This window comes from Variovorax sp. 01T439_2, assembly GCF_056398445.1.
Window position 1 is genome coordinate 1 of the sequence record NZ_JBFTPJ010000689.1, and the last position, 3,207, is coordinate 3,207.

The following is a 3,207-nucleotide window of genomic DNA, read 5'->3' on the forward strand; positions in this document are numbered from 1 at the left end:
CATCGGGCCGGCGCGGTAGGCGTTGCGAACGCGCCCGTCGGCCGTGTTCGGGTCGCGCTCCATCGCGCGCACCACCGCGTCGCCGATGCGCCGGGCCGAGGCTGCGTCGCCGCAGGCCAGGAGCGCGATGCCCGCGAGCGCGTTGTCATAGGTGAAGGCGGCGCCCGCCAATGCAGGTTCCAGCGGCGTGCCCTGCTTCGGGTCGGCGACGCGGTAGCTGGCCAGGAACAGCGGTCCGGAAGCCGCGCCCTTCTGGTCCTCCGCCACCGCGCGCCGCAGCCCCTCGCAGCTTTGCCGCGCCAGCGTTTGCTGGGTGGCGCTGGCGGCTTGCGGGCCGGGCTGCCGGCCCGCAGACGGCTGGGCGAGCGCTGCGGACAGCGGCAAGGCCAGTGCCATCGATGCGGCAAGGCAGGACGCCAGGGGCCGGGAAAACGGGAAGACCGACATGGTTCTGTTCCGATGCATGCAAGGGGTGCATTGGCGCCTGCGCTCAGGACCTGAGGCTGGCCGACACCACCTTGCCGGGCGCACACATGTTGCTGCCGCCGTCCGGCGGAGCCTCCTGCGGCTCCTTGCCTTCGATGCGGGCCACGGCGTAGATGGAGCCCTGCTCGGCATACGGGAACGGCACGCTGTAGGTGCTCTGCAGCGCATCCGAGGCCACGGGCAGCAGCTGCTCCACGCGCGCCGGCATCGACTTGGCGGAATCGTCGAGCTTCACGTCGAGCACGGAGCCGATKCCCAGCCGCTTGGCCACGCGCGCCGGGAACACCGCCACCACGCCGAGCCGGCTGCAATCGGTCACCCGCACCAGCGAGGCACCTGCCGTGACATACGCGCCTTCGGGTGCGAGCACGGAGTGGACCTGCCCGGCCTGGGACGCCTTGATTTCATAGAAGGAGAGCTTCTCCACCCGGCGGCGCTCCTCTTCCTCGAGGTCGCGGACCTCCTTGAGCTGCTTGAAGATGGCGGTGGCGTCCTGCTGGGCGCGCCCGACGCTGTTGCGCAGCGCCTCGCGGCGGCTGGCGAGCGTCTGGAACAGGTTGCTGCCGCCGGTGCCCACGAAGGCGCCCTGCCCGGCGCTCGCCACCGTCTGGGCCTGGCCCGCGAAGGACTGTTCCGCCACCGCGGCATTGGCGCGCGCCGTGTTCAGCTGCGCCATCGAGGCGTTCATCACCTGCTCGCTGATCGCGCCCTGCTCCAGCAGCGCCTGGTTGGTGCGGACCTTGTTCTCCTGCTCTTCCACCACGCTGTGCGCCACGTCGCGCTGGCGCCGGGCGATCTGCCAGGCCTCCCAGGCCTGCGCCAGCGAGGCCTCGCGGTGCACGCCGGCTTCCTGCCCGACGGACCGCATCTCCTGGTTGTCGGACTTGTACTGGTTGCCGAGCTGGGCCAGCTGGCTTTGCAGCGACAGGCGCTGCGACCTCAGGGTGGTGAGGATTTCCTGGCTCACGGTCGGGTTGCGCACCGTGGCCACGATGGTGCCGGGCTCCACCTTGTCGCGTGCATGCACCACCATCTGCGACACCACGCCGTTGATCGGCGAAGTGATCAGCCCCACCGGCGCCTGCAGGACGGCGCGGGTGGCCTGCGAAGACAGCAGCGGCTGGACCAGCGTGGCAACCATCAGCCACAGCACGAAGGCCAGCAGCGCATAGGCCGCCAGCTTGGGAACGAAGGCGCCCGATTGCCTTCGCCGGCCGTTCCGGCCCAGGGCGCGAGCGCTCGCGGCGCCAGCGATGCGCCGCTGGCGAAGAGAAAAGAGAACCGAATCCGGTTTTGACACACGCATAGCCACCTCTCGTGAGAACCACGTAGCGCCGCCCACAAGCGGCGCGACATCCAAGATTGAAAGACCGCCCGCAGCAAGCCGACGCCAAGCCACAGGCCTGCGTCCGCATGTTGCGGTGCAATATCAAGGTACGTCGAAACCCTGGTCAGGACTGCTTCGGTGCGAAACAAGATGTGCTGAATTCACATTCCGGCAACACCGGTGGTCGGGTAAAAGTCCTACATTGGCGTCGGATAGCGCGCCATTGACCACAAAAGGCCGCATCAGGCATGCGGACTGATGCGAGGCTCGGGTTTCCCCTGGGAAGCCCTCAGCGGGGCACGCCAAAGCGCGGTTCGCCGGGCCCTCCGGCATTTGAACGCGCAGCCGTCGGCAAGTGGGCAAAAGGAAGATTCGGTAACGATACCGATCGTGTCTGCGCCCCGCTCCGGGCGGCTTCGCGGTGCTAACCGGGTGTGAGAAGCTCGGGATCAGCGGTCCGGGACCGCCGCCGCAGCCGCTGCGGGATCGCCGCGGCGCCTTGCCACGCACATCAGCGACAGCGCGCTCGTAGGCGACGAGGGCCGCCGGCCGGACAGCATGTTGCCCAGCCGGTATTTCCATTTCGCCGGCCCCACCACGCCGCGCAGCGCATCGGCGCCGATCTGGTGGTTGTGCGGGTAGACGCTCACCTCGAAGCCCAGCGGTTCCAGCGTCGAATGGAAGAATTCCTTCGTGACCCCGTCGCCCGGCTGGTGATGGACCTCGGTCCGCAGCCCCCACGACTGCTGGCTGCCGGTCTTGTGGAAGCCATGCCCGATCGCCCGGTAGACCCACAGCCGCGCATCCCACATCAGCTTGGCAAGGCCCTTGTAATCCCAGGCGGTGAGCTGCGGATCATGGTCGGTGACCAGGAGGCCATGCGGCTTCACCAGCCGCGCCCCCTCGCGCAGCACGGCGGCCATGTCGTCGCAGTGGTGCAGCGACGCATTGATGGCAACGATGTCCGCCACCTGCGAGCGAAAAGGGGTGTAGGCCGCATCGGCCAGCACCGCCGTGTAGCCCAGCTTGGCCGCCAGCTCCAGCGAGCCGGGCGCCACGTCCACGCCGATCAGCAGCCGCGGCTTGCCGCCGAGGGTGGCAAAGATGTTGCCCGGCCCGCAGCCCAGGTCGATGACCACCTTGTCGGTCCAGTCGCCGGCAGCCGCGAGCCACCGGCTCCTGAAATGCGCATCGCGGTGGCAGAAATCCAGGTATTCCTGCGCCCACTGCGCATTTCCAAAATAAGTGGCATTGGCGGTAATGGCGTCGGTTTTGCGTTCGAGCCCCGATTCGAAGTAAGCACCCGAGCGTTTCAAGCTCGCGTGTGGCAATAAGATGTCTCCAATCATCTTGAATCCTTCAAAAATCTGGGCCGGCATCGAGACAAGTTATGC

The 3,207-nt window shown here is 67.8% G+C and carries 2 protein-coding genes and 1 pseudogene; all 3 read right to left on the reverse strand.

Translation table 11 applies throughout. The annotated features are described in order from the left end of the window. Positions 1 to 447: pseudogene (locus tag AC1DOC_RS25960) on the reverse strand (hypothetical protein); the annotation flags it as partial. A 43-nt stretch (positions 448 to 490) separates the two neighbouring features. Continuing rightward, positions 491 to 1,792, reverse strand: a complete 1,302-nt coding sequence (locus AC1DOC_RS25965; protein WP_278877538.1) for an HlyD family secretion protein — start codon at positions 1,790 to 1,792, stop codon at positions 491 to 493. Positions 1,793 to 2,262: 470 nt separating this feature from the next. Next, a complete protein-coding gene (locus AC1DOC_RS25970) occupies positions 2,263 to 3,129 on the reverse strand; it encodes a class I SAM-dependent methyltransferase (protein ID WP_478130775.1) in 867 nt (288 codons plus the stop codon). Positions 3,130 to 3,207: the final 78 nt, after the last annotated feature.